The organism is Kitasatospora sp. NPDC089913 (assembly GCF_044748625.1).
GTDB lineage: Bacteria > Actinomycetota > Actinomycetes > Streptomycetales > Streptomycetaceae > Kitasatospora.
Map to the genome: position 1 here is coordinate 16,882 of NZ_JBIVGI010000007.1, position 23,678 is coordinate 40,559.

The 23,678-nt window shown below is 73.6% G+C and carries 24 protein-coding genes; 13 read left to right on the forward strand and 11 right to left on the reverse strand.

The window, feature by feature from the left end; translation table 11 throughout:
- Positions 1 to 14: 14 nt before the first annotated feature.
- A complete protein-coding gene (locus tag ACIPYS_RS13200; RefSeq protein ID WP_173862038.1) occupies positions 15 to 1,346 on the reverse strand; it encodes an MFS transporter in 1,332 nt (443 codons plus the stop codon).
- 85 nt (positions 1,347 to 1,431) lie between these two features.
- On the opposite strand from ACIPYS_RS13200, the gene ACIPYS_RS13205 reads away from it, so the two are divergent.
- The 4 genes from ACIPYS_RS13205 to ACIPYS_RS13220 all read left to right on the forward strand — a co-directional run bounded on the left by ACIPYS_RS13205 (position 1,432) and on the right by ACIPYS_RS13220 (position 5,838).
- Entirely contained in the window at positions 1,432 to 2,103 is a 672-nt protein-coding gene (locus ACIPYS_RS13205; protein WP_093859973.1) for a FadR/GntR family transcriptional regulator, read from the forward strand.
- A 155-nt stretch (positions 2,104 to 2,258) separates the two neighbouring features.
- Complete coding sequence (locus ACIPYS_RS13210) at positions 2,259 to 2,627, forward strand: WXG100 family type VII secretion target (RefSeq protein WP_051743051.1); 369 nt, start codon at positions 2,259 to 2,261, stop codon at positions 2,625 to 2,627.
- On the forward strand, positions 2,624 to 4,792 hold the full coding sequence (locus ACIPYS_RS13215; RefSeq protein WP_400745893.1) for a DUF6571 family protein: 2,169 nt from the start codon (positions 2,624 to 2,626) through the stop codon (positions 4,790 to 4,792). Before ACIPYS_RS13210 ends, ACIPYS_RS13215 begins: the two co-directional genes overlap by 4 nt.
- Entirely contained in the window at positions 4,789 to 5,838 is a 1,050-nt protein-coding gene (locus tag ACIPYS_RS13220) for a hypothetical protein (protein ID WP_400745895.1), read from the forward strand. Before ACIPYS_RS13215 ends, ACIPYS_RS13220 begins: the two co-directional genes overlap by 4 nt.
- 84 nt (positions 5,839 to 5,922) lie before the next feature.
- On the opposite strand, the gene fabI is transcribed toward ACIPYS_RS13220, so the two are convergent.
- The gene (gene fabI, locus ACIPYS_RS13225) at positions 5,923 to 6,690 is read right to left on the reverse strand and encodes an enoyl-ACP reductase FabI (protein WP_093859976.1); all 768 of its coding nucleotides are present in this window, start codon (positions 6,688 to 6,690) and stop codon (positions 5,923 to 5,925) included.
- 3 nt (positions 6,691 to 6,693) lie between these two features.
- Positions 6,694 to 7,416: a 3-oxoacyl-[acyl-carrier-protein] reductase gene (gene fabG / locus ACIPYS_RS13230; protein ID WP_093859977.1), complete on the reverse strand. Its 723-nt coding sequence runs from the start codon at positions 7,414 to 7,416 to the stop codon at positions 6,694 to 6,696.
- 370 nt (positions 7,417 to 7,786) lie between these two features.
- Here fabG and ACIPYS_RS13235 point away from each other — a divergent pair, with 370 nt between their 5' ends.
- The 6 genes from ACIPYS_RS13235 to ACIPYS_RS13260 all read left to right on the forward strand — a co-directional run bounded on the left by ACIPYS_RS13235 (position 7,787) and on the right by ACIPYS_RS13260 (position 13,800).
- A complete protein-coding gene (locus tag ACIPYS_RS13235; protein ID WP_093859978.1) occupies positions 7,787 to 8,932 on the forward strand; it encodes an MBL fold metallo-hydrolase in 1,146 nt (381 codons plus the stop codon).
- A 269-nt stretch (positions 8,933 to 9,201) separates the two neighbouring features.
- Positions 9,202 to 10,776 carry a TldD/PmbA family protein gene (locus ACIPYS_RS13240; RefSeq protein ID WP_093864810.1) on the forward strand — a complete coding sequence of 525 codons (1,575 nt, stop codon included), beginning with the start codon at positions 9,202 to 9,204 and terminating at the stop codon, positions 10,774 to 10,776.
- On the forward strand, positions 10,776 to 12,179 hold the full coding sequence (locus ACIPYS_RS13245; RefSeq protein ID WP_400745897.1) for a metallopeptidase TldD-related protein: 1,404 nt from the start codon (positions 10,776 to 10,778) through the stop codon (positions 12,177 to 12,179). The genes ACIPYS_RS13240 and ACIPYS_RS13245 overlap by 1 nt, the downstream gene beginning before the upstream one ends.
- Positions 12,180 to 12,209: 30 nt before the next feature.
- Positions 12,210 to 12,758, forward strand: a complete 549-nt coding sequence (locus tag ACIPYS_RS13250) for an RNA 2'-phosphotransferase (RefSeq protein ID WP_400745900.1) — start codon at positions 12,210 to 12,212, stop codon at positions 12,756 to 12,758.
- A gap of 102 nt (positions 12,759 to 12,860) precedes the next feature.
- Positions 12,861 to 13,250, forward strand: a complete 390-nt coding sequence (locus tag ACIPYS_RS13255; RefSeq protein WP_093859981.1) for a DUF3099 domain-containing protein — start codon at positions 12,861 to 12,863, stop codon at positions 13,248 to 13,250.
- A gap of 316 nt (positions 13,251 to 13,566) precedes the next feature.
- Positions 13,567 to 13,800 (forward strand): hypothetical protein, encoded by a 234-nt coding sequence (locus tag ACIPYS_RS13260; protein WP_093859982.1) that lies wholly within the window; start codon positions 13,567 to 13,569, stop codon positions 13,798 to 13,800.
- A 66-nt stretch (positions 13,801 to 13,866) separates the two neighbouring features.
- On the opposite strand, the gene moaA is transcribed toward ACIPYS_RS13260, so the two are convergent.
- The 4 genes from moaA to ACIPYS_RS13280 form a co-directional block, all read right to left on the reverse strand.
- On the reverse strand, positions 13,867 to 14,856 hold the full coding sequence (gene moaA, locus ACIPYS_RS13265) for a GTP 3',8-cyclase MoaA (protein WP_400745904.1): 990 nt from the start codon (positions 14,854 to 14,856) through the stop codon (positions 13,867 to 13,869).
- Between the two features lie 94 nt (positions 14,857 to 14,950).
- Positions 14,951 to 16,561, reverse strand: a complete 1,611-nt coding sequence (locus ACIPYS_RS13270; protein WP_093859983.1) for a cation acetate symporter — start codon at positions 16,559 to 16,561, stop codon at positions 14,951 to 14,953.
- A complete protein-coding gene (locus tag ACIPYS_RS13275; RefSeq protein WP_093859984.1) occupies positions 16,558 to 16,914 on the reverse strand; it encodes a DUF485 domain-containing protein in 357 nt (118 codons plus the stop codon). Before ACIPYS_RS13275 ends, ACIPYS_RS13270 begins: the two co-directional genes overlap by 4 nt.
- A gap of 276 nt (positions 16,915 to 17,190) precedes the next feature.
- On the reverse strand, positions 17,191 to 18,234 hold the full coding sequence (locus tag ACIPYS_RS13280) for a zinc-dependent alcohol dehydrogenase family protein (protein ID WP_093859985.1): 1,044 nt from the start codon (positions 18,232 to 18,234) through the stop codon (positions 17,191 to 17,193).
- A 193-nt stretch (positions 18,235 to 18,427) separates the two neighbouring features.
- Here ACIPYS_RS13280 and ACIPYS_RS13285 point away from each other — a divergent pair, with 193 nt between their 5' ends.
- On the forward strand, positions 18,428 to 19,426 hold the full coding sequence (locus tag ACIPYS_RS13285; RefSeq protein WP_093859986.1) for a DEDDh family exonuclease: 999 nt from the start codon (positions 18,428 to 18,430) through the stop codon (positions 19,424 to 19,426).
- Positions 19,427 to 19,457: 31 nt separating this feature from the next.
- Positions 19,458 to 20,255, forward strand: a complete 798-nt coding sequence (locus tag ACIPYS_RS13290; protein WP_093859987.1) for an SURF1 family protein — start codon at positions 19,458 to 19,460, stop codon at positions 20,253 to 20,255.
- A 121-nt stretch (positions 20,256 to 20,376) separates the two neighbouring features.
- On the opposite strand, the gene trxA is transcribed toward ACIPYS_RS13290, so the two are convergent.
- Both trxA and ACIPYS_RS13300 read right to left on the reverse strand, forming a co-directional pair.
- Complete coding sequence (gene trxA / locus ACIPYS_RS13295; RefSeq protein ID WP_093859988.1) at positions 20,377 to 20,709, reverse strand: thioredoxin; 333 nt, start codon at positions 20,707 to 20,709, stop codon at positions 20,377 to 20,379.
- 3 nt (positions 20,710 to 20,712) lie between these two features.
- Positions 20,713 to 21,156 (reverse strand): MerR family transcriptional regulator, encoded by a 444-nt coding sequence (locus ACIPYS_RS13300; protein ID WP_093859989.1) that lies wholly within the window; start codon positions 21,154 to 21,156, stop codon positions 20,713 to 20,715.
- A 155-nt stretch (positions 21,157 to 21,311) separates the two neighbouring features.
- Here ACIPYS_RS13300 and ACIPYS_RS13305 point away from each other — a divergent pair, with 155 nt between their 5' ends.
- Positions 21,312 to 22,085, forward strand: a complete 774-nt coding sequence (locus ACIPYS_RS13305; RefSeq protein WP_400745910.1) for an SDR family oxidoreductase — start codon at positions 21,312 to 21,314, stop codon at positions 22,083 to 22,085.
- Between the two features lie 56 nt (positions 22,086 to 22,141).
- On the opposite strand, the gene ACIPYS_RS13310 is transcribed toward ACIPYS_RS13305, so the two are convergent.
- Together ACIPYS_RS13310 and ACIPYS_RS13315 are read right to left on the reverse strand one after the other, a co-directional pair.
- The gene (locus tag ACIPYS_RS13310) at positions 22,142 to 22,783 is read right to left on the reverse strand and encodes a hypothetical protein (protein WP_093859991.1); all 642 of its coding nucleotides are present in this window, start codon (positions 22,781 to 22,783) and stop codon (positions 22,142 to 22,144) included.
- On the reverse strand, positions 22,780 to 23,562 hold the full coding sequence (locus ACIPYS_RS13315; RefSeq protein WP_400745911.1) for a DUF6286 domain-containing protein: 783 nt from the start codon (positions 23,560 to 23,562) through the stop codon (positions 22,780 to 22,782). Before ACIPYS_RS13315 ends, ACIPYS_RS13310 begins: the two co-directional genes overlap by 4 nt.
- Positions 23,563 to 23,678: the final 116 nt, after the last annotated feature.

Sequence of the window (23,678 nt, forward strand, 5' to 3'; positions counted from 1 at the left end):
CCCACCGGGACCCGTCAGGCCGCGACGGCCCCGGAGGCGGTGGCCACCGCCTCGTCCTCGATGTGCCGGGCCCGGGCCGCCCGCAGGCCGAACAGCATCTGCGGCACCAGCAGCACCGCCAGGAAGCCGAGCGGCAGGTACCACTCGCCGGTGGCCTGGTAGAGCCGGCCGATCAGGATCGGGCCGGGGATCGAGATCAGGTAGCCGACGCCCTGGGCGAAGGCCGACAGCTGGGCCACCCCGCCCGCCGTCCTGGCCCGCAGGCCGATCATGGTCAGCACCAGCGGGAAGGCACAGTTGGACAGGCCCACCAGGACCGCCCACAGCCACGGCGCACCGGCCGGGGCCAGCGCCAGCCCGGTGTAGCCGGCGATGCCGAAGGCCGCCAGGACCACCACGAAGAGCCGCTGGTCACCGCGCCGGGCGGCCAGGTTGGGCAGGACGAAGGACACCGGCACGCCGATCACCATGGTCAGCGCCAGCAGCACGCCCGAGGTGCCCGAGGAGACCCCGGCGTCCTGGAAGATCGTCGGCAGCCAGCCCATCACCACGTACGCGCCGGTGGCCTGGAAGCCGAAGAAGATCGCCAGCGCCCAGGCGGTGCGGCTGCGGGTGATCGGCAGCCGCACGGTGTCCGCCGCACCGGCCGCCGGCCCGGCGGCCTCCCGCCGCCGGCCCAGCAGTACCGGGATCCAGAGCAGCAGGGCGACCGCGCCGAGCCCGGCCCAGACCCCGAGGCCGAGCCGCCAGTCGCCGCCGAGCCCCTTGGTCAGCGGGACGGTGACGGCGGCGGCCAGCGCGGTACCGGCCGAGAGCGCCATCGAGTAGAGACCGATCATCGGCCCGACCCGCTCCGGGAAGTAGCGCTTGATCACCACCGGGATCAGCACGTTGGAGACCGCCACACCGGCCAGCGCGAGCGCGGTGAGCAGCAGGAAGACCGCCGTGCCGCCGGCGAAGGAGCGGGCCAGCACGCCCGCGGTGATCGCGCCCATGCCCGCGGTGACCACCGCGACCGGGCCGAGCCGCCGGGCCAGCCCGGGCGCCGCGAAGCCGAACAGGGCGAAGCAGAGCGAGGGGACGGCGGTGAGCAGACCGGCGACGGTCGGGCTCATCCCGAGGTCGGCGCGGACCTGGTCCAGCAGCGGCCCGAGGCTGGTGACCACCGGGCGGAGGTTGAACGCGGCGGCGGCGATCGCGAGGGCGAACAGCCAGCCGAGGTGGCGACTTCTGGGCGGGCCGGGCCGCTCGGTCTGCGGCCGGTCGGTCTGCGCCCGTTCGGCGCCCCGGGGGTCGACCCGGGAGGAGGCGGTGAGGGGAGCTGCGGTGTCTGCTGCGGACGACATGCGGGCCATCATAGAATGATGGGATGAATTAGCGCATCCTCGAATTGGCATGATGGCCCGACCCACCCGACCCAAGGAGTCCCCCGTGGCGCTGTCCTCGCCGAGGCGCACCCCGCTGTCCGACCAGGTGATCGCCCAGCTGCGTGCGCAGATCACCTCCGGGGAGTGGCCCGTCGGCTCGCGCATCCCCACCGAGGCGGCCCTGGTCGAACAGCTCGGTGTGGCCAGGAACACGGTCCGCGAGGCCGTCCGCGCCCTCGCCCACAACGGACTGCTCGACATCCGCCAGGGCTCCGGCACCTACGTCCTCGCCGCCAGCGAACTCGCCGGAGTGATGCACCGCCGCTTCGCCGACGCCGACCGGGCCCAGGTCGCCGAGCTGCGCACCACCCTGGAGACCGCCGCCGCCGGCCTCGCCGCCGCCCGCCGCACCGACCGCGACCTCGACCTCATGGACTCCGCCCTCGCCCGCCGCGAGGACGCCTGGCACTCCGGCAACGCCGAGGACTTCGTCCAGGCCGACGCCGCCTTCCACCAGACCGTGGTCGCCGCCGCCCACAACGACGTGCTCTCCGCCCTCTACGCCGACCTCGGCGAGGTCACCCGGGCCCTGCTGCGCCACGACGTCGGCCCCGAGATCGTCCCCGAGCGCTACCTCGGCCACGACGACATCATCGACGCCATCCGCGCCCGCGACGCCCAGCGCGCCTCGCACGAAGCCGGGCGCGCCATCGGCGCCTGCGACCAGGAGGGCTGACCGGGGGCCGGTCCGCGTGCCCGCGCCGGAGCGCCCGCGAGCGCTCCGGCGCGGGCACGCGCCTTGCGGGAGCCCGCTTTTGGCGTGCTAACGTCCCGTGAAAATTCGCGAACGGCCGGTCTCCGGCCGGATGTGGACCACAACGGGGAGAAGTGATGGCGGATCCGGACCTGAAGCTGGGCCAGGGACCGGGCGGGGGGCCCACCAAGGTGTCGACCGGCGCGCTGGACAAGGCGGCCACCGCGCTCGACGGCATCGCGACCGACAGCACCGCGGCCGGGAAGACCGCCGACGAGTCGACCGAGGCCGCCGCCGGCAAGCTGAGCGGCTGGGACACCGCCGCCGCCCTGCGCGGCGCGGTCAAGGAGTGGCACGAGCAGGTGTCGCAGCTCAACGGCCGGCTGAACCAGGAAGCCGGCATGATGCGGCAGACCCACACCAACTACCTGAACGTCGAGCACGGCATCGCCTCGTCGTTCGGCGGGAACGGCACGCCGTTCGCCGGGAACGGTGCGGGCGGATGAGCCTGCTCGGTTTCGAGGACGTCATGAAGGCGGACCCGTCCGCGATGGCCAGGGCCGTCGCCGACTGGACCGAGATGGCCCGCAAGTACCAGGGCGTCCAGCAGCGGCTGGAGACCGAGGTGCTCCCGGTCACCGGCGGCCAGAACCTGTGGTTCGGCTCCACCGCCTCCGCGGCCAACCTGCACATCAGCACGACCCGGCAGCAGAGCGTCGACGCGCAGACCGAGGCCAAGGCCGTCGCCTCGATCATCAAGGACGCCCAGGGCGACTTCGAGTCGGCGCAGAAGAAGCTCAAGCAGACCGTCACCGACGCCCAGGCCGACGGCATGAAGGTGACCGGCACCGGGAACGTCCTGTTCGACGTCGGCGCCCTCTCCAAGGAGGAGCGCGACTACTACCACCACGACCCGGACTACCAGCAGTCCCGGCACGAGGCCGCCGGCCAGTGGTCCAGGAAGATCACGGTCTTCCTGGAGGAGGCGACCGCCGCCGACCAGCGGGCCGCCCTCCAACTGCGCCGCGCCGCCAAGGTCGGCGACCCGCTGGACCAGTTCAACGGCCAGGCGGTCGGCGGCGGCGACGAGGCCGACGGCCGGCGCGCCGCCGAACTCGCCGCCCGGCTCAAGGACGGCAAGACCCTCAGCCCCGAGGAACTCGCCGAGCTCAACAACCTGATGAAGGCGAACTCCGGCAGCCCCGTCTACGGCCAGACCCTGCTGAACGCGCTCGGCCCCGAGGGCACCCTGCTGCTCGCCGACGAGCTCGAGGTCCGGCTCAACGACCGCGGCGGCAAGCTCAAGGGCGAGTACGGCGAGCTGCAGACCAACCTCGCCAACACCATCGCCGGCGCCACCAGGGACCCGAACACGAAGTTCTACCAGGACTTCCGCAAGGGCCTCCAGGAAGCCGGCGTCAAGAACCTCAACGCCCGCAACTTCGGCGGCAAGAGCGAACCGATCTACGGCTACCAGACCCTCGCCACGCTGCTCCAGCACGGCAACGCCGGGTACGGCAAGGAGTTCCTGAACGACCTCGGCACCGACATCGTCGACGCCGAGCGCAAGGACAAGAACCGCTGGTCCGCCCACCAGTTCAACGGCCCGCGGCCGGACCTGGTGTACGACCCCGTGGACGGCGTGCTCAAGCTGATGGGCCAGAACCCGGACGCCGCCACCATGTTCCTGGACCCGAAGTCGCCCGGCGCCGAGGACCGCCTCAAGTACCTGCTGCGCGACCGCGAGTGGCCCACCACGTACACCAACACCCTGTACGGCGCACCGATCACCGACAAGGACACCCACCAGGCGGGCCTCGCCGCCGCCCTGGAGGCCGCCGCCACCGGCGACGTCCCCGGCGACGGCACCCACACCGGCGGCCCCCACACCCCGGCCCAGGCCCGGGTGATGCAGGGGGCGATCGACGCGCTGGACGGGGACGGCAAGGGCAGCGAGATCCACGACGACCTGAAGATGCCGCTGGCCAACGCGTTGTCGGACTACGTGGACGACACGCACCTGATCCTCAGCGAAGACGTCAGCAACATTCAGCACAACGGCGCCTGGGAGAAGAACGGCGAGGGCCACCTCGGCGGCAGCTCCGACCACATCGTCCGGGTGATGCGCGGCGTCGCCGACGACCCGGAGGCCTACGCCACGCTGTACGCCGCCGAGCGGGCCAAGGCCGCCGACGCCCTGGCCGTCCTCCCGCCCGATCCTCAGCACGCCCCGGAGGACCGGGACATCCCGGCCCGACAGGTCGGCACGGCACTCGGTGCCTACGACGCGATCCGGACCTCCGTCATCCTGGACGAGAAGGACGACCGGATGGAGTGGGCCGAGAAGACGGGCGAGTTCGCCTCCACGGTGAACGGCAGCGTGACCGGGTTCATCCCAGAGGTCGGTGACATCGCGGGCGGCCTCGTCGATCTCGGCATCTCCGAGTGGACCGACAACATCAAGGAGGACGCCCAGAACGCGGGCAACTCCAAGTCGGCCGATGCCCACTACGCCGCGCTCACCCAGGGCAAGGCCATGGCGGCAGGCTGGGGCGACGCGCACCACGCGGACCCGAAGACGACCAGCGTGGTCTCGCAGGAACTGGGCACCGGCCACACCACCGGTCATGCGAACGCCATGAGCGCCCTCGGACGGAACGGCCAGAAATGACCATCTCCCGACGCAGCCGGGCCGTCGTCACGGGCGTTCTGGTCCTCGCCCTCGGCGCGGGCGGCTTCGCGATCTGGCGCTGGACCAACCTGTTCCTCCCGGGCCGGCTCTGCGACGGCGCCGTCGCGGCCAAGGACGTCCAGCAGGTCCTGGGCAGCGGCAGGATCGAGGTCGTGCAGAGCCGCCTGCCGAAGGACCGCACCGACCCGGAAGGCCGTTGCGTGATCCGGGTCAGGGGCGGCGCCGACCTCACCCTCCAGACCCACGGTGTCCAACGCGCCGACGACCGCAGTCCCGTCGATCCCGCGATGTCGCAGCCGGACCGGGGGCCGCTCGGCGCGTTCGGCAACGACACCGGCTGGCTGGTGCTCCCGGCAGGCTGCCGGAAGGCCCCCGGCAGTACGGACGCCTTCCCGGACCGGACCGCCGACATCCTCGGTGCGGACGTGCGCCATCGCGGCAAGCACGACCTCATGTGGCAGGACCAGCCGTCCAAGGAGACGCCGGACCGGGAGGCCCGCGCCGCCCTCGCGCGGCTCGCCGCCGACTTCGGTTCGGCCCTCGCCAAGTCGTCAGGCTGCGGCCCCGCCGACGTACCGGACATGCACCTCACCGCGCCCGGCCCGGCTGTCACTCCGGCGACCGACGGGCAGCTCTGCGGCCTGCCGGGCGTCGGGACCGGCCGGAATCTGCCGGAACTCGCCCAGCGGGTCAGCGATCCGACGGCGCCACTGCAGTCCTGCTGGGTCTACAGCCAGATCATGTCCGAGCCGGCGCTCCGCTTCACCGTCACCGCCGACACCCGCTATCCGACCTTCGTCGCCAGGCGGAAGAACCTCGACTCACCCCTGCCGACCGGTTGGCGCGGCGCGGGCTCGGACGGTGCCGTGCACGCGCAGTGCGGCAACGACGACCTCCTCTTCCACCTGTCCGGGCGGTCCGACCTCGTCACTCCCGGCCCCTCGGCCTTCAGCACTCAGCTGTTCACCTCCTGGGTGAACGCCGTGGCCGCGCAGCGCGGCTGCGAGCCGATCGCACCCAAGTAGCACCGCCCCGAAAAAAACGCCGCTGCCCGGCACCCCCTCCCACGAGGGGGTGCCGGGCAGCGGCGTTCGTGCGTACCGGAGGCGTCAGGCGCCGATGGCGTGCAGGCCGCCGTCGACGTGGACGATCTCGCCGGTGGTCTTCGGGAACCAGTCCGACAGCAGGGCGACGACGCCGCGGCCGGCCGGCTCCGGGTCGCTCAGGTCCCACTTCAGCGGGGAGCGGTTGTCCCAGGTGGCGGCGAGGTCCGGGAAGCCCGGGATGGACTTGGCGGCCATCGAGCCGATCGGACCGGCCGAGACCAGGTTGCAGCGGATGTTCCGCTCGCCCAGGTAACGCGCCAGGTAGCGGTTGGTCGACTCCAGGGCGGCCTTCGCCGGGCCCATCCAGTCGTACTGCGGCCAGGCGTACTGGGCGTCGAAGGTGAGGCCGACGACCGCGCCGCCGTCCTGCATCAGCGGCAGCAGCGCCGTGGTGAGCGACTTCAGCGAGTACGCCGAGACGTGCATGGCGGTGGCCACGGACTCCCACGGCGTGTTCAGGAAGTTGCCGCCCAGGGCGTCCTGCGGGGCGAAGCCGATCGAGTGGACGATGCCGTCCAGGGTCGGCAGGTGCTCGCGCACCTGGTCGGCGATGCCGGCCAGCTGCTCCTCGCTGGACACGTCCAGCTCCAGCACCTTGACCGGGTTCGGCAGCTTCTTGGCGATGCGCTCGGTCAGGCTCGGCCGCGGGAAGGCGGTGAGGATGACCTCGGCGCCCTGCTCCTGGGCCAGCTTGGCGGTGTGGAAGGCGATGGAGGACTCCATCAGCACACCCGTGATCAGGATGCGCTTGCCCTCAAGAATTCCGCTCATGACTCAGTGACCCATGCCCAATCCGCCGTCCACGGGAATGACGGCTCCGGTGATGTACGCGGCCTCGTCCGAACCGAGGAACCGCACGGTGGAAGCGACCTCGGCGGGCGCCGCGTAACGGCCGAGCGGCACGCCGGCGACGATCTCCGCGCGGCGCTCGTCGGTGAGCACCGCGGTCATGTCGGTGTCCACGAAGCCGGGGGCGACCACGTTGACGGTGATGTTGCGCGGGCCCAGCTCGCGCGCCAGCGAACGGGCGAAGCCGACCAGGCCGGCCTTGGACGCGGCGTAGTTGGCCTGGCCCGGGGAGCCGGAGAGGCCGACGACCGAGGAGATCAGCACGATCCGGCCCTTGCGGGCGCGCATCATCAGCTTGGACGCGCGCTTCACCACGCGGAAGGTGCCGGTGAGGTTGGTGTCCAGGACGGAGGTGAAGGCCTCCTCGGACATCCGCAGCAGCAGGGTGTCGTTGGTGATGCCGGCGTTGGCGACCAGCACCTCGACGGCACCGCCGTGCGCGGCCTCGATCTCGGTCAGCGCGGCGTCCACCTGGGCGCTGTCGGTGATGTCGCAGCGAACCGCGAGCACGTCGTACTTGGCCAGCACCTCGGGGACCTCACCCGAGCGGCTGGTGATGGCGACCCTGTCGCCCGCCTCGGCGAAGGCCAGGGCGATCGCGAGGCCGATGCCCCGGTTGCCTCCGGTGACGAGAACCGAGCGGCTCAACGATCCACCTCTCTCCGTTGTGTGCGCACGCCGTGTGTCCGCGTACCACTCCGTGATGTCCGCGCACGTCGAAACGATGTACGCGGTGCGACGCTATCGGTCGGCCCGGCGCGGCGACGAATCGGGCTCCCACAGCGCAGCACCGGCGGAACTGTCGGTATCCGACAATCCGGCCCGGGGCGGATTTCCCGCCATCGCCCCACGTGGCGGGGCCGTATTGTCGTGTCCACTGAGCCGCACGTCCGGGAACCCGGCAGCGGGGCACGCCCGTTGTGCCCCCTGGTGCGGCACGAGCCGGGGCCGCCGCACCGGGGCCGACCCGGGCCCACGGCCGGACACGGGCCCCGGCGACGACGATGCGGAGCGCGGAATGAGCGAGGCACAGGCCGGGACGACCCACCGGCGCGGACGACTGGCGGCCCTGGCCGCACTGGCGGTCGGCGCGGGGGCGGTCGCCTGGGCGCTGCGCGACCTGCCGGCGGCGTTCGGCCGGCGGCCGGACGGCGAGCGGGAGGAGCGGCTGCGCAACTCCCCCCAGTACCGGGACGGCGTCTTCCACAACGCGCCCTCCGAGCTGGCCCGGCCGGCCGCGCAGGCGGGCATCGACGTGGAGACGGTGCGCCGGGCGCTGTTCCAGCGCGACGGCCGCACCCCCAGCCACCCGGTGCCCACCGTCCGCCCGGCCGAGGGCGCCGGGCCGGCCGCCGAGGGCGTGGCGGTCACCTGGTACGGGCACGCCTCGGCGCTGGTCGAGATCGAGGGCACGCGGGTGCTGCTCGACCCGATCTGGAGCGAGCGGTGCTCCCCCTCCGCGCAGGTCGGCCCGCGCCGGCTGCACCCGGTGCCGGTGGAGCTGGAGGAGCTGCCGCAGGTGGACGCGGTGCTGATCTCGCACGACCACTACGACCACCTGGACATGGCGACCGTCCGGCGGCTGGTGCGCAGCCAGTCCGCGCCGTTCGCGGTGCCGCTCGGCATCGGCGCCCACCTGCGCCGCTGGGGCGTGCCCGAGCACCGGATCATCGAGCTGGACTGGAACGAGACCTGCACGCTGGGCGAGCTCACGGTCACCCTGACCTCCGCCCACCACTTCTCCGGCCGGGGCCTGACCCGCAACACCACGCTGTGGGGCTCCTGGGTGATCGCCGGCCCCAACCGCCGGGTCTACTACACCGGCGACTCCGGCTACTTCGAGGGCTACGCGCGGATCGGCGCCCAGCACGGCCCGTTCGACGCCGCACTGGTGCAGGTCGGCGCGTACGACCCGGCGTGGGCCGACATCCACATGACGCCGGAGGACGCCGTGCTCGCCCACCGCGAGCTGGACGCCGGGCTGCTCGTCCCGGTGCACTGGTGCACCTTCAACCTGGGCCTGCACCCGTGGGCCGAGCCGATCGAGCGCCTGCTGGTGGCGGCCAAGGACCAGGGCGTGCCGCTGGCGGTGCCGCGTCCGGGCGAGCGGGTCGACGTCGACAACCCGCCGGAGCCGGACGGCTGGTGGGAGGGCGTCGCCTGAGCCGCGCAGGTCAGGGCAGGTCAGGGCGGGGGCCGTGCCGAGGGAGCCGCGCAGGTCAGGGCGGGTCAGGGCGGGGGCCGCGCCGAGGGAGCCGAGCAGGTCAGGGCGGGTCAGAGCGATTCCGGGCGGGGGCCGCGCCGAGGGAGCCGCGCCGGAAGGAATGCGCTGGCCGAAACCCCTGCGACGGGTCATGATGCCGTGCGGGTACCCCCGTTCACCCGGGGGTCCTGCACCACCGTCCCCCCGACCAGGGAGCCCGATTGCCTCCGCTGCCCCCGACCAGCACGCCCCCGGCCCCCGGCGGCGCCGCCCGGCGTACCGTCGACCCGCTCTTCCTCGGCCTGCCGCTGCGCGCGCTGGCCGACGCCGCTCTCACCCGGGCGCGTGAACTCGGCGCCGACCACGCCGACTTCCGCCTGGAGCGGGTGCGCAGCGCCTCCTGGCGGCTGCGCGACGCCCGCCCGGCCGGCACCTCCGACAGCGTCCAGCTCGGCTTCGCCGTCCGGGTGCTGCTGGACGGCGCCTGGGGGTTCGCCGCCGGGGTGGACCTCACCCCGGACGCGGCGGCCCGGGTGGCCGAGCAGGCCGTCGCGGTGGCCCGGCTCTCCGGCGGGATCAGCCGGGCCGCGGGGTCGGAGGAGCGGGTCGAACTGGCCGCGGAGCCGGTGCACCGTGACGTCACCTGGGTGTCCGCGTACGACGTGAACCCCTTCGAGGTGCCGGACGCCGAGAAGACGGCGCTGCTCGCCGGGTGGAGCTCCCGGCTGCTGGCCGCCGAGGGCGTCTCCCACGTCCAGGCGACCCTGCTGACCGTGCAGGAGAACAAGTTCTACGCGGACACCGCCGGCACCGTCACCACCCAGCAGCGGATCCGGCTGCACCCGGAGCTGGAGGCCACCTCGGTGGACGGTCGCACCGGCGCCTTCGAGTCGATGCGCACCCTCGCCCCGCCGGTGGGCCGCGGCTTCGAGTACCTCACCGGCACGGGCACCGGCACCGCCTGGGACTGGGACGCCGAACTCTCCGAGCTGCCCGTCCTGCTGGCCGAGAAGATGCGGGCGCCGAGCGTCGAGGCGGGCCGCTACGACCTGGTGATCGACCCGTCCAACCTGTGGCTGACCATCCACGAGTCGATCGGCCACGCCACCGAGCTGGACCGCGCGCTCGGCTACGAGGCCGCCTACGCCGGCACCTCCTTCGCCACCTACGACAAGCTCGGCTCGCTGCGCTACGGCTCCGAGCTGATGCACGTCACCGGTGACCGCACCGCCGAGCACGGCCTGTCCACCATCGGCTACGACGACGAGGGGGTGGCCGCGCAGTCCTGGGACCTGGTGAAGGACGGGGTGCTGGTCGGCTACCAGCTCGACCGGGCGATGGCCGGGCTCAAGGGCCTCGGCCGGTCCAACGGCTGCGCGTTCGCCGACTCCCCCGCGCACGTCCCGGTGCAGCGGATGGCGAACGTCTCGCTGCAGCCGGCCGCCGACGGCCCGTCCACCGAGGGCCTGTTCGCGGACGTCGAGAACGGCCTGTACATCGTCGGCGACCGTTCGTGGTCGATCGACATGCAGAGGTACAACTTCCAGTTCACCGGGCAGCGCGCCTACGCCATCCGCAACGGCGAACTCGCGGGCCAGGTGAAGGACTTCGCCTACCAGGCGACCACCACCGACTTCTGGGGCTCGATGACGGCGGTCGGCGGCCCGCAGACCTACGTCCTGGGCGGCGCCTTCAACTGCGGCAAGGCGCAGCCCGGCCAGGTCGCCGCGGTCAGCCACGGCTGCCCGTCGGCGCTGTTCCGCAACGTCAATGTGCTCAACACCCAGCAGGAGGCGGGTCACTGATGGCCGCGACGCAGCCCCACGAACTCGTCGAGCTCGCGCTCGGCCTCTCCCGCGCCGACGGCTGCGTGGTGATCGCCGACGAGGAGTCGACCGCCAACCTGCGCTGGGCCGGCAACGCCCTCACCACCAACGGCGTCACCCGGGGCCGGCGGCTCACCGTGATCGCCACCGTGGACGGCGCCGAGGGCACCGCCTCCGGCGCGGTCTCCCGCGAGGCCGTCGTCCCGGAGGAGGTGGCCGCGCTGGTCCTGGCCGCCGAGGAGGCCGCCCGCGCGGCCGGGCCCGCCGAGGACGCCCGGCCGCTGGTCACCGCCGCCGAGCAGACGCCCTCGCCGGACTTCACCGCTCCGCCGGCGGAGACCTCGATCGAGGTGTTCGCCCGGTTCGCGCCCGCCCTCGGCCGGGCCTTCGCCGCCGCGGCCGAACGGGGCGAGCTGCTGTACGGCTTCGCCCGGCACGAGACGGTCACCAGCTACCTGGGCACCTCCACCGGTCTGCGGCTGCGGCACGACCAGCCGACCGGCATGGTCGAGCTGAACGCCAAGACCGCCGACCTGTCCGGCTCGGCCTGGGTCGGCGCCGCCACCCGGGACTTCTCCGACGTGGACGTCGCGGCCCTGCACGCCGAGGCGACCCGGCGGCTCGGCTGGGGCGCCCGGCGGATCGACCTGCCGGCCGGCCGGTACGAGACGCTGCTGCCGCCGTCGGCCGTCGCCGACCTCATGGTCCACCTGTACTGGTCCTCCGGCGGCCGGGACGCCGTCGAGGGCCGGACGGTGTTCTCCCGGCCCGGCGGCGGCACCCGGATCGGCGACAAGCTGACCGCACTGCCGCTGACCCTGCGCTCCGACCCGGCCGAACCGGGCCTGGAGTGCCCGCCGTTCGTGCTGGCGCACGCCAGCGAGGACGAGACCTCGGTGTTCGACAACGGCCTGCCGCTGACCGCCACCGACTGGATCCGGGACGGCGAGCTGGCCTCGCTGGTCACCAGCCGCCGCTCGGCCGCGCTGGGCGGCCTGCCGGCGCGCCCCGCGGTCGACAACCTCGTCCTGGAGGCGGCCGGCCAGGAGTCCGCGCCGACCCTGGAGGAGATGATCGCCCGCACCGAGCGCGGCCTGCTGCTCACCTGCCTCTGGTACATCCGCGAGGTGGACCCGGCGACGCTGCTGCTGACCGGGCTGACCCGGGACGGCGTCTACCTGGTGGAGAACGGCGAGGTGGTCGGGGCGGTCAACAACTTCCGCTTCAACGAGTCGCCGGTGGACCTGCTCGGCCGGATCACCGAGGTGGGCCGGACCGAGCGCTGCCTGCCGCGCGAGTGGAGCGACTGGTTCACCCGGACGGCGATGCCGCCGGTCCGGGTCACGGGATTCAACATGAGTTCGGTCAGCCAGGCCTCGTAGCCGGGCGGCCCGGAAGGGGGGACGACGGTGATGGACGAGAAGCGCACGGTCAGGACGAGCAAGACGCTGTCGCGGATCCTGCGGCACGAGCCGGAGCGGGCCGGGATCACCCTGGACCCGGCCGGCTGGGTGCGGGTGGACGTCCTGCTCGCCGCGCTGGCGGCCGGGGGCACCCGGCTGAGCAGGGCGGAGCTGGACCACGTGGTGGCGACGAACAACAAGCGCCGCTTCGCCTACTCGCCGGACGGCCTCTCGATCCGGGCCAGCCAGGGGCACACGGTGGCGGTCGACCTCGGTCTGGCCGCCGCCGAACCCCCGCCGGTGCTGTTCCACGGCACGGCGACCCGGAGCCTGGGGGTGATCCTCCGGGAGGGCCTGCGTCCGATGGCCCGGCAGGACGTCCACCTGTCCGCGGACTCCGCGACCGCGACCCGGGTGGGCTCCCGGCACGGCCGCCCGGTGGTGCTGGTGGTGGACGCGGCCGCGATGGCCGCCGCGGGCCACGAGTTCCGGGTGAGCGACAACGGGGTCTGGCTGACGGACGCGGTGCCGCCGGAGTACCTCTCCCGGCCTCTTTGAGGCGTGTCCGCCGACCCGGTCTCGTCGCCCGGCCCCTCCGGGCGTACCGTGAGGTGGCCGTGCGGCGAGGCGCGCGGGTGCGTGGACGAGGGCGGTAGGGACATGGGCAAGAGCACCGGGGCCGGACAGGTCCACCGGATCACGGGGGCCCGCAGCAGCCTCACCGAGGACGTCCGGGGCCGCCAGCGCCGCTACGTGGCGTCGATGCTGCTGCGGACGGTCTGCGTCCTGCTCGCCGTGGTGCTGTGGGACGTGCAGCGGTGGCTGGCGCTCGCGGCACTGGCGGGCGGGGTGCTGCTGCCGTACTTCGCGGTGCTGCTCGCCAACGCCGGCCGGGAGCGCGCGCCGGGCCTGCCGTCCACCTTCGACGTACCGCCGGAGACGCCGCTGATGCTGGGCCCCGGGGGCACCGGTGGACGAGGGGCGAATGTGACTCACGGTGCCGACGGGGCGGGCCGTGTGCCCACCGATCCTTCACAGAATCAGAGCTGAGCGCCCGCTTTGCCCGGCTTTCCCTCGTTTGCCTGAGCGGAAAGCTCAAAAGAACCTCAGATTAATCATGCAAGACCTCCCCATACCCGGTCCCTACCGTGACATACTGCGTACGCGCTCCGCATCCCCCGTCGGAGCGACGGACCGACGCCGGGCGGCTCCCCCCGTGGCTGCCCGGCGTCGCCATGTGTTCTCCCGGTCCGGCTCCCCCGCCCTCCTCCCGGGAGGAACGGCTCCGGAGCGTGACAGACTGGCGGTGACCATCCCCCGCCGATCACGTGCCGATCCGCCGCCGACCGCCCCGAGGACGACTCCGATGCTGCTCCCCGACGCCCCTCAGCCGCAGAGCCCGATCTGCTCCGCCAAGGGCTGCCGCGCGGACGCCGTCTGGGTCCTGGTCTGGAACAACCCCAAGCTGCACACCCCGGACCGCCGCAAGACCTGGCTCGCCTGCGACGAGCACCGCGAGCACCTCTCCCAGTTCCTGGGTGTCCGCGGTTTCCTCAAGGAGGTCCTCCCCTTCGCCGGGTGGACCCCCGACGCGGGCTGAGCCCCGACGCGGACCGAGCCTCCGGGGCCCCGCGCAAGAGCCTGACCCGGCCCTTCGGAACGGGCTTCAGCCGCCGATCGCCGACATCGGGCGGTCGGGCTGGTGGAACTCCGGGCTGTCGATCCCGGCGCCGGCCTTCTTGCCCCACATCGCCGTACGCCAGCGGGCGGCCAGTTCGCCGTCGTCGGCGCCGGAGCGCAGGGCGGCGCGCAGATCGGTCTCGCCGGTGGCGAAGAGGCAGTCGCGGATCTGGCCGTCGGCGGTGAGCCGGGTGCGGTCGCAGGCGCGGCAGAACGGACGGGTCACCGAGGCGATCACCCCGACCCGGCCCGGCCCGCCGTCCACCAGCCAGCGTTCGGCGGGGGCCGCGCCCCGGGCCGAGGACGGTTCGGGGGTGAGGTCGAAGCGGGCGGACAGCCGCTCCAGGATCTCCTCGGCGGTGATCATCGAGGAGCGGTCCCAGCCGTGCTGGGCGTCCAGCGGCATCTGCTCGATGAACCGCAGCTCGTAGCCGCGCTCCAGGCACCAGGCGAGCAGCGCGGGCGCCTCGTCCTCGTTGACCCCGCGCATCAGCACCGCGTTGAGCTTGACCGGGGTGAGCCCGGCGGCCTCGGCGGCGGCCAGGCCGTCCAGGACGTCCTGGTGACGGTGGCGCCGGGTGAGGGTGTGGAAGGTGTCCGGGTCGAGGGTGTCGAGCGAGACGTTGACCCGGTCCAGGCCCGCCGCGCGCAGCGCCGTCGCGGTGCGGGCGAGGCCGATGCCGTTGGTGGTGAGCGAGAGCTCGGGGCGCGGTTCGAGGGCGGCGCAGGCCTGGACGATGCCGACCAGTCCGGGGCGCAGCAGCGGCTCGCCGCCGGTGAAGCGGACCTCCTGGACGCCGAGGTCGCGCACCGCGATCGTCACCAGCCGGACGATCTCCTCGTCGGTGAGCAGTTCGGGCTTGGCCAGCCACTGGAGGCCCTGCTCCGGCATGCAGTAGGTGCAGCGCAGATTGCACCGGTCGGTCAGGGAGACCCGCAGGTCGACGGCGCGGCGGCCGAAGGTGTCGAGCAGCACGGCGGTCCCTTCCCGAGTAGAGGTGCCGCCTGGTGGGCGGCCGGCCCGGCCACCGTCACGGCGGGGCCGGGCCAGCTTAGTCACCACCTGTTCGTCAGTGGGCGCCCAGCCCGGTCAGCGAGCGGACCTCCAGTTCAGCGTACTTCGCCGGGTCGGCCTGCTCACGGGAGAGCACGGTGCCGAGCCAGCCCGCGAGGAAGCCGACCGGGATCGAGACCAGGCCGGGGTTCTCCAGCGGGAACCAGTGGAAGTCGGAGTGCGGGAAGAGCGAGTTCTTCCCGCCCGAGACCACCGGCGAGAAGAGCACCAGCACCACCGAGGTGACCAGTCCGGCGTACACGGAACTGACCGCGCCGACCGTGTTGAACCGCTTCCAGAAGAGCGAGAACAGCAGGGTGGGCAGGTTCGCCGAGGCGGCGACCGCGAAGGCCAGGGCGACCAGGGCGGCGGTGTTGAGCTTGTCGGCGAACAGGCTGAGCGCGATCGCCACCGCGCCGATCCCGGCGGCGGCCCACTTGGCCACGTACACCTCCTGGCGCTCGGAGACCTTGCCGCGCCGGATGACGTTGGCGTAGAGGTCGTGGGCGAAGGAGGCCGAGGAGGCGAGGGTGAGCCCGGCGACCACGGCGAGGATGGTGGCGAAGGCGACCGCGGAGATCACCGCGAGCAGCACGGCGCCGCCGGTGGTGCCCGCGCCGCCGCCCAGGTTCTCGGCGAGCAGCGGGGCGGCGGTGTTGCCCGCCGCGTTGGAGGCCTTGATGGTCTTCGGGCCGACCAGCGCGGCGGCGCCGAAGCCGAGCGCGAGGGTCATCAGGTAGAAGCCGCCGATGATCCCGATCGCCCAGAGCACGGACTTCCGGGCCGCCTTGGCGGTGGGCACGGTGTAGAAGCGGACCAGGATGTGCGGCAGGCCGGCGGTGCCCAGTACCAGCGCGAGGCCGAGGCTGAGGAAGTCGAGCTTGCTGGTGCCGGTGGCGCCGTACTTCAGCCCCGGCTCCAGGAAGGCGTTGGCCTTGCCGCTGGCGTCGGCGGCGGCGCCGAGCAGGCTGGAGATGTTGAAGTGGTACTTGGCCAGCACCAGGAAGGTCATCAGCGCGGTGCCGGCGATCAGCAGCACGGCCTTGACGATCTGCACCCAGGTGGTGCCCTTCATGCCCCCTATGGCGACGTAGAGGACCATCAGCGCGCCGACCGCGACGATGGTCCAGCGCTTGGCGCCGTCACCGCTGACCCCGAGGAGCAGGGCGACCAGACTGCCCGCGCCGACCATCTGGGCCAGCAGGTAGAAGATCGACACCACGATGGTGGAGATGCCGGCGGCGGTGCGCACCGGGCGCTGGCGCATCCGGAAGGCCAGCACGTCGGCCATGGTGTAGCGGCCGGAGTTGCGCAGCGGCTCGGCGACCAGCAGCAGGGCGACCAGCCAGGCGACCAGGAAGCCGATCGAGTACAGGAAGCCGTCGTAGCCGAACAACGCGATGGCTCCGGCGATGCCGAGGAACGAGGCCGCGGACATGTAGTCGCCGGAGATGGCGAGGCCGTTCTGGAAGCCGGAGAAGCCCCGGCCGCCGGCGTAGAAGTCGGCGGCGTCCTTGGTCTGGCGGCCGGCCCAGACGGTGATGCCGAGGGTGGCGAGCACGAAGATCCCGAACAGGGTCATCGTGAGGCCGCGGTGGTCGGTGGCTGATGTGGCGAGCAGGTTCATTCGGCGGCCTCCCGGGGGGCGTGGACGACGGCGCCGCGCGCCTCGCGGATGACGGCCGCGGGCGGGTCGAGCCTCCGGGCGGCGTAGCGCGCGTACCAGGCCGCGATGGCGAACGTGGTGAGGAACTGGAGCAGCCCGAGGACGAGGGCGACGTTGATGTGCCCGACGACCCGGGTGCCCATCAGGCCCGGGGCGTAGCTGGAGAGCAGGACGTAGAGCAGGTACCAGAGCACGAATCCGATGGTGACCGGGAACGCGAAGCTCCGGAACGAGGACCGTAGGGCGCGGAACTCCGCGCTCTCCTCGATGAGTTGGGTTTCGGTGGCGGTGGTGTCGATCGGCGGCGATTCCACTCTGACTCCTCACTCGTTCGGCGTAGTGGTCGCACCAGTGGAACGATCGGACGTGAGCGGCGTCACAGTCCGGATGCGCGCCGCGCAATGCTAGGAGGGTGGCGCGTAAGCCGAAAGGGTTTGACCGTGACCAGCCAGACGTTCACCCCTCTGCACTAACCGATTGGCCGAAAACCACCGTATCCGGGCAAACGAAAGGGGCGACACCGGTCATTTCGGCGCCGCCCCGATCATCCGTCAGGACTACTTCGTCACAGGCCCGTCGAGGGCCCCGGGTCAGAACGTGATCCGCACCTTCAGCGCGGAGCGGTCGGTCATCGCCCGGTAGCCGTCCGGAACGCCGTCCAGGTCGACCGTGCGGTCGAAGACCAGGCCCGGCTCGATGGCACCGGACAGGACGTCGGGGAGCAGCTCGGGGATGTAGGCGCGGGCCGGCGCGACGCCGCCGTTCAGCGAAACGTTTCGGCCGAACATCTGACCGATGTCGACGCCCGCACTGCCGCCGTGCGGCACACCCACGTAACCGACCGCGCCGCCGTCCCGGGTGATCGACACCGCGGTGCGCATCGACTCCTCGGTGCCGACCGCCTCCAGCACCGCGTGCGCGCCCTGCCCGCCGGTCAGCTCGCGCACCGCCTCGATCGCCGCCTCGCCGCGCTCGGCGACCACGTCGGTCGCGCCGAACCGGCGGGCCAGGTCGGTCCGGGCCGTGTGCCGGCCCAGCGCGATGATCCGCCCGGCCCCCAGCCGGTGCGCGGCCAGCACCCCGCACAGACCGACCGCGCCGTCCCCGACCACCGCGACCGTGGAACCCTCCCGGACCCGCGCCGACACCGCCGCGTGGTGACCGGTCGCCATCACGTCCGACAGCGCCAGCAGACCCGGCAGCAGCTTCTCGTCGCCCAGCGCCTCCTTGGGCAGCTTCACCAGGGTGCCGTCCGCGAACGGCACCCGCACCGCCTCGCCCTGCCCGCCGTCCGAACCGACCTCGCCCCAGAAACCGCCGTGCGGGCAGGAGGTCTGCAGGCCCTCGCGACAGAAGTCGCAGGTGCCGTCGGACCAGACGAACGGCGCCACCACCAGGTCGCCCGGGCGGAAGCCGCGGACCTCGGCGCCGGCCTCCTCGACCACACCGAGGAACTCGTGCCCGATCCGCTGCCCGGCCACCCGCGAGGCGACACCGCGGTACGCCCACAGGTCGCTGCCGCAGATGCAGGCGTTCACCACCCGCACCACGACGTCGGTCGGCTGCTGCACGACCGGGTCCGGCACCTGTTCGATCCTGATGTCGTTGGGGCCGTGGATGACGGTGGCGCGCATGAGGGTTCGTCCTTCGCAGAGGTGTCCGCAGGGGTGGCGCGGACGACCGGAAAACAATCGACCAGATGTACGACGACTGCACCGCCCACTCTATTCCGGCCGGTCCCCGGCAACATTCCGGACAGCGGCGGACCGGGGCCGACCCGGCCGGACCGCCCGCCGCGACCGCCGGCGGGCCGTATTCTGTTGCACCATGTACGCGATCCAGCCCGAGACCCCCGGCGCAGCTCCGCGGACCGCCCCCCTCCCCGGCCAGCGGTCCGCCGCGCCCGACGCCGGCTACGCGGTGGTGGACGTCGAGACCACCGGCCTCGGCCGGACGGACCGCGTCATCTCGGCGGGCGTCTACCAGCTGGACGAGGAGGGCGAGGTCACCGACCACTGGTACACCCTGGTCAACCCCCAGCGCGACCCCGGCCCGGTCTGGATCCACGGCCTCACCGCCGACCAGCTGGTCGGTGCCCCCACCTTCCCGGAGATCGCCGGCGAGTTCGCCGAGCGGTTGCGCGGCCGGGTCCTGGTCGCCCACAACGCGCTCTTCGACTGGAACATGATCTCCCGCGAGTTCTCCCGGGCCGGCCTGCACGCCCCGGTCGACCAGCGGCTGTGCACCATGGTGCTCGCCCGCGACCTGCGGCTGCCGCTGCCCAACGGCAAGCTCTCCTCGCTCGCGGCGTACTTCGGCGTGCAGCAGCGCCAGGCGCACAACGCGCTCGACGACGCCCGGGTCCTCGCCGAGGCCTTCCGCCCCAGCCTGCACCTGGCCCGCTCGGGCGGCGTCCCGCTGCCGCTCCAGTCCTGCGTGGCCGTCACCGACCTCGGCGAGGACGCGCCCGCCTCCCCCTCCCGGGCCTCCTGGACCGGCGCGGCCTACCGCCAGGCCAAGAAGCGCCCGCCGTGCCCCTACCCCAACCCGGGGCGCTGGGAGGACGGCAGTCCGCTGGTCCAGGGCATGCGGGTGGCCTTCACCGGCGACACCGCCACCGACCGGGAACTGCTGGAGGACCGCGCCGTCGAGGCCGGCCTGCACATCGCCACCTCGGTGAGCCGGCTCACCAGCCTGCTGGTGACCAACGAACCGGGCAGCTGGAGCGGCAAGGCGCGCCGGGCCCGCGAGCTCGGCACCCCCGTCGTCGGCGAGGACGCCTTCCTCCAGTTGCTGCGCGAGGTCGCCCCGCACCCCGGTGCGTGAGCCCGTTGTGAACAGGGCGTACCGTGCCCATGTGTACCGTTTTCTGCTCTCCCGGCGCTGGCTGATCACCCTCCTGATCGCCCTGCTGCTGATCCCCACGACCGTCCGGCTGGGGTTCTGGCAGCTGCACCGCCACGAGGCGCGGGTGGACCGCAACGAGCTGATCGCCCGGTCCCTCACCGACCCGCCCGTGCCGTTCGACACCCTGTCGGCGGCGCCCGGCTTCGCCGTCCCCAAGGACCTCACCTGGCGGACCGTGACGGCCACCGGGCAGTACGACCCGGCGCACGAGTTCGTGGTCCGCAAGCGGACCGACTCCAGCGGCGACAAGATCGGCTACTTCGTGATCACCCCGCTGGTGCTCGCCGACGGCGCCGGCACCGTCCTGGTCAACCGGGGCTGGGTGGCCTCCGGCACCTCCGCCGTCGACTACCCCGCCGTCCCCGCCGCCCCGGCCGGCCCGGTCTCCCTGACCGGCCGGCTGCGCGCCGACGAGGCCGCCACCGGCAGCCTCAAGGACCGGGCCGGACTGCCGGACCGGCAGTTCAACCTGATCAGCTCCACCCAGCAGGCCAAGGACACCGGCGCCGCCCTGCTCGGCGGCTACCTGGAGCTCACCGCCACCGAGCCGGCCCCCGGCGACCAGCCCGAGCTGCTGCCCGAGCCCAACCACTCCGACATCGGGCCGCACATGGCGTACGCGATCCAGTGGTGGCTGTTCACCGCGCTGATCCCGGTCGGATTCGTGGTGATGGCGCGGCGCGAGGCCAAGGACCGCCGCAAGGAGGCCGGGGAGGCCGAGGGCCTGGCGGTCGCCGTCCCGGCCTGATCCCCCGGCTGCCCCGCCCGGTCCCCCGACCACCGGGTCCGGACCCACGACCACCAGGTCCGGACCCGCCGCCGTCCCGTCCCGGACCGGACCGGACCGGACCGGACCGGACCGGCGACCGTCAGAGCACGTCCTCCAGATCGCGCAGCAGCCGGGCCTTGGCCCGCGCCCCGACCACCGCCTTCACCGGCTCACCGCCGCGGAACACCATCAGCGTCGGCATCGACAGCACCCCGTAGGCCGCCTGGGTCTCCGGATTGTGGTCCACGTCCAGGCTGACCACCGTCAGCCGGTGCGCCTCCTCCCGGGCGATGTCCGCCAGGACCGGCGCCATCTGGCGGCACGGCGGGCACCAGTCCGCCGTGAAGTCCACCAGCACCGGCCCCTCGGCGGCCAGCACCTCGGCGGCGAAGGTCCCGTCCGTCACCGCCGTCACTCCCGCGATCCGCGTCATGCTCTACCTCTCCCCTGTGTTCCGGTCGGGGGCCGCGGACGCGGCCCACTCGCACAACGGCGGCTCCGCGGCGGCCCCGGCCGCCAGCGCGTCACGCTCCCGCTCCGCCCGGGCGAACTGCTCGGACACCCGGGAGCGGACCTCCTGCAGCCGGGCGATGCACTCGTCCAGCTCGGACAGCTTCCTCCGGTAGACGTCCAGCGAGGCCGGGCAGGAGTCGCCGTGCGGATGCCCCGCCTGCAGGCACTCGACGAACGGCCTGGTCTCCTCCAGCCCGAAACCGAAGTCCTGGAGGGTGCGGATCTGCCGGAGCAGCCGCACGTCCTCCTCCCCGTACGCGCGGTACCCGTTGCCGGTCCGACGGGCCGGGAGCAGCCCGAGCTGCTCGTAGTACCGCAGTGCCCGGGTGGTCGTCCCCGCCCGCTTCGCCAGTTCACCGATCCGCATGTCCGGACCCTGCCCTTCCGGCAGCCGTCCGAACGCCGCCTGGACCGACGGTAGACCTTGACGCCGACGTCAACGCCAGCGGCCGCGTCGGCCTCCGTGGCCGGCCCCGCCGCGCCCCCTACCTCCGGCCCCGACCCACCCGGCAGGATGTCCCCATGGATCTTGGACTGCAGGACAAGGTGTACGTGGTCACCGGGGCGACCCGGGGCCTGGGTCTGGCCACCGCCCGCGAACTCGCCGCCGACGGCGCCCGGGTACTGGTCACCGGCCGCGGCGCCGCCGCCGTCGACGCCGCCGTGGCCGGACTCACCGCCCTCGGCGGCGGACCGGACGCGGTGCACGGACTGGTGGCCGACAACGCCGACCCCGGCACCGCCGAACGGCTGGTCGCCGCGGCCGTCGAACGCTTCGGACGCCTCGACGGCATCCTGATCAGCGTCGGCGGACCGCAGGCCGGACCGGTCGCCACCGCCCCCGAGGAAGCCTGGCGGGACGCCTTCGAATCCGTCTTCCTCGGCGCCCTGCGGATCGCCCGCGCCGCCGCCGCGGCCCTCGGCGAGGGCGGGGTGATCGGCTTCGTGCTCTCCGGGTCGGTCCGCCAGCCCATCCTCGGCCTCGGCATCTCCAACGGCCTGCGCCCCGGCCTGGCGATGGCCGCCAAGTCGCTGGCCGACGAACTCGGACCGCGCGGCATCCGGGTGGTCGGCCTGCTCCCGGCCCGGATCGACACCGACCGGGTCCGTGAGCTCGACGCGCTCGGCGGCGACCCGGAGGCCTCCCGCGCCCACCACAGCGCCGCGATCCCGCTCGGCCGCTACGGCACCCCGGAGGAGTTCGGCAAGGTCGCCGCGTTCCTGCTCTCCCCCGCCGCCTCCTACCTCACCGGTGTGATGGTCCCGGTCGACGGCGGCGCCCTGCGCGGCCTCTGAGCCGCCGCCGGGCCGACGGTCCGTGGCGGGGGTCCGTGGCGGGGGTCCCCGAGCGGTCAGACCACGCGCGGCCGCTTGTTCCGCCGGTGCTGACGCCCGGTGACCTCCGGCCGGGCCGCCACCACCCGGATCCGCAGCTCCGCCGGCAGCTCCGGCAGCCCCAGACTGGCCCGCGCCCCGGTGCGCGGGCCGGTCTCGAAATGCTCCGCGAGCGCGGCCGGATCACCACCCGGGGTCATCCGCACGACCGCCCGCAGCCGGGGGTGCCGCCGCCCCCGCACCAGCCGGACGCCCACCCGCTCGACCTCCGGCAGGGCGACCGCGCCGCTCTCCACCACCTCCTCCAGGGCCCGGGTGCGCAGCCGCAGCCGCAACCCGGGCACTCCCGGTGTCGGCAGCGGGACGGTCGTCGGGCCGCTGCGGCGCAACTGCGCCAGCAGCCACCAGCCGGTGCCCAGCACCAGCAGGGAGAGTCCACCGATCACCACCGGCCACCACCAGGACCGGTCCTCCCAGCGGGTGCGCGCGCGGGCACCGAGCACCGGCCGGTCGGGCGAGGCGAGCGGCCAGCCGGACGGCGGGTCCAGGCCGAGCCGCCGGTACAGGTCGAGCCCGCCGAGCAGCGCCAGCAGCCCGGCCACCAGCAGCACCGCCCCGACCACCCCCAGCAGCAGCCGGTTGACCGCCGTCCGGCTCACCCGCCACCACCGCCCCGCGCCGGAGCCTCCGGCCCGCCGGCACCCGGCGTGCCGTTCTGCGCCGTGCCGCCGTCCGCCGTGCCGCCCTGCGCCGCACCGCCGTCCGCCGCACCGCCGTCCGACGCGCCGCCTTCCGCCACGCCGTCCTCCCGCACCGACTCCTCCTCCGGTACCGGGCCGGCTCCGGCCCGCCGACCGCGGCCCGCCGTCCGCACGTCCAACCGCAGCGGCCCGGCCAGGGTGACCGCCGCCAGCTCCTCGCGCAGCTGCCGCTGCACCGAGGCCGGATCGGCCGGTCCGACCAGCGCGATCCGCACCCGGCGCCGGTTGACCCGCACCTTGAGGTGCTCCACACCCGGCAGCCCGGCCGCCCGGTCGGCCAGCAGGGCGGCCACACCGGACCGGTCGATGGCCGCCGCCGTGTCCCCGTGCGGGCGCAGCGGCAGCCAGCGGCCGAGGCCGGGGGCGAGCGCCAGCCAGAGCAGCCAGCCGCCCAGCGCGGTCGCCGCCCCGGCGCCCAGCAGGACCACGAGATCGTCCGGGTGCCGGGCGGCCAGCTCGTCGGCGAGGTCCGTACGCCACTGCCGGGCCGGCTGCCCGGCCCGCACGGCCACCACGTCGTACAGCAGCGCCACGGCCAGGACCAGCAGCACGGTGGCCACCACGACGGCGGCCGTGGTGCGCGGCGCCCGCAGCCGGGGCACCTTCGCCGCCCGTTCGGCCGCCGGGTCCTCCGGGGCTCCGCCGGCGGACGGCTGCTCCCCGTCCGCTCCGCTCATACCCGTCCCTCCGGGCCCCGACGGCCGGGCCGGCGCACGACGAGGTCCGCCCGCCGCACGGCGGGCCCGGTCATCCAACAACCGCCGTGACAGGCCGGCCCGCCGCCCGGCCCCGG

Bases quoted from the DNA above. Each gene is read 5' to 3' on its own strand.
- ACIPYS_RS13200 (WP_173862038.1), bottom strand. From the start codon at position 1,346: ATGTCGTCCGCAGCAGACACCGCAGCTCCCCTCACCGCCTCCTCCCGG.
- ACIPYS_RS13210 (WP_051743051.1), top strand. From the start codon at position 2,259: ATGGCGGATCCGGACCTGAAGCTGGGCCAGGGACCGGGCGGGGGGCCC.
- ACIPYS_RS13215 (WP_400745893.1), top strand. From the start codon at position 2,624: ATGAGCCTGCTCGGTTTCGAGGACGTCATGAAGGCGGACCCGTCCGCG.
- ACIPYS_RS13220 (WP_400745895.1), top strand. From the start codon at position 4,789: ATGACCATCTCCCGACGCAGCCGGGCCGTCGTCACGGGCGTTCTGGTC.
- fabI (WP_093859976.1), bottom strand. From the start codon at position 6,690: ATGAGCGGAATTCTTGAGGGCAAGCGCATCCTGATCACGGGTGTGCTG.
- ACIPYS_RS13235 (WP_093859978.1), top strand. From the start codon at position 7,787: ATGAGCGAGGCACAGGCCGGGACGACCCACCGGCGCGGACGACTGGCG.
- ACIPYS_RS13245 (WP_400745897.1), top strand. From the start codon at position 10,776: ATGGCCGCGACGCAGCCCCACGAACTCGTCGAGCTCGCGCTCGGCCTC.
- ACIPYS_RS13250 (WP_400745900.1), top strand. From the start codon at position 12,210: ATGGACGAGAAGCGCACGGTCAGGACGAGCAAGACGCTGTCGCGGATC.
- ACIPYS_RS13255 (WP_093859981.1), top strand. From the start codon at position 12,861: ATGGGCAAGAGCACCGGGGCCGGACAGGTCCACCGGATCACGGGGGCC.
- ACIPYS_RS13260 (WP_093859982.1), top strand. From the start codon at position 13,567: ATGCTGCTCCCCGACGCCCCTCAGCCGCAGAGCCCGATCTGCTCCGCC.
- ACIPYS_RS13270 (WP_093859983.1), bottom strand. From the start codon at position 16,561: ATGAACCTGCTCGCCACATCAGCCACCGACCACCGCGGCCTCACGATG.
- ACIPYS_RS13280 (WP_093859985.1), bottom strand. From the start codon at position 18,234: ATGCGCGCCACCGTCATCCACGGCCCCAACGACATCAGGATCGAACAG.
- ACIPYS_RS13285 (WP_093859986.1), top strand. From the start codon at position 18,428: ATGTACGCGATCCAGCCCGAGACCCCCGGCGCAGCTCCGCGGACCGCC.
- trxA (WP_093859988.1), bottom strand. From the start codon at position 20,709: ATGACGCGGATCGCGGGAGTGACGGCGGTGACGGACGGGACCTTCGCC.
- ACIPYS_RS13300 (WP_093859989.1), bottom strand. From the start codon at position 21,156: ATGCGGATCGGTGAACTGGCGAAGCGGGCGGGGACGACCACCCGGGCA.
- ACIPYS_RS13305 (WP_400745910.1), top strand. From the start codon at position 21,312: ATGGATCTTGGACTGCAGGACAAGGTGTACGTGGTCACCGGGGCGACC.
- ACIPYS_RS13315 (WP_400745911.1), bottom strand. From the start codon at position 23,562: ATGAGCGGAGCGGACGGGGAGCAGCCGTCCGCCGGCGGAGCCCCGGAG.